The organism is Paracraurococcus lichenis, from assembly GCF_030657435.1.
GTDB classification, from domain to species: Bacteria; Pseudomonadota; Alphaproteobacteria; order Acetobacterales; family Acetobacteraceae; genus Paracraurococcus; species Paracraurococcus lichenis.
The window spans coordinates 1-369 of the sequence record NZ_JAUTWS010000530.1 but is presented as its reverse complement, the minus strand read 5'-3'; the positions used below and the strand labels follow the sequence as shown (position 1 = coordinate 369).

The 369-nt window shown below is 72.4% G+C and carries 1 pseudogene; it reads left to right on the top strand.

What is annotated here, in order from left to right:
• Positions 1-147: 147 nt before the first annotated feature.
• Positions 148-369: pseudogene (locus Q7A36_RS41110) on the top strand (IS256 family transposase); the annotation flags it as partial.

Here is a 369-nt window from a genome sequence, read left to right as displayed (position 1 = left end):
ATGTTGAGGAAGAGGAGGCGGCGTTGCCCGCCCTGAGCCAGTAGGCTCGGGGTGTCGAATCCACGAGGGGCAAGCAACGCCATGACGAGGAATAGCACATCGACGGGCGGGGCGCTGCCATCGCCTACAGGTCGGACACCGGAGGCAATGACGGAGAGCTTCGAGCGGCTATGCCTGAGGGCGGGGCTGGAGGCGCTCGGGGAGCTGCTGGAGGCCGATGCGGCGGCGCTGTGCGGCCCGCGGCACGGCCGCGGCGACGGACGGCAGGCGCAGCGCTGGGGCCGGACCCAGGGCCCGATCGGCTTCCATGGTGGCAAGGTCTCGGTGGCGCGGCCGCGGGTGCGCGAGCGTGGTGGCCGGGAGGTGGTG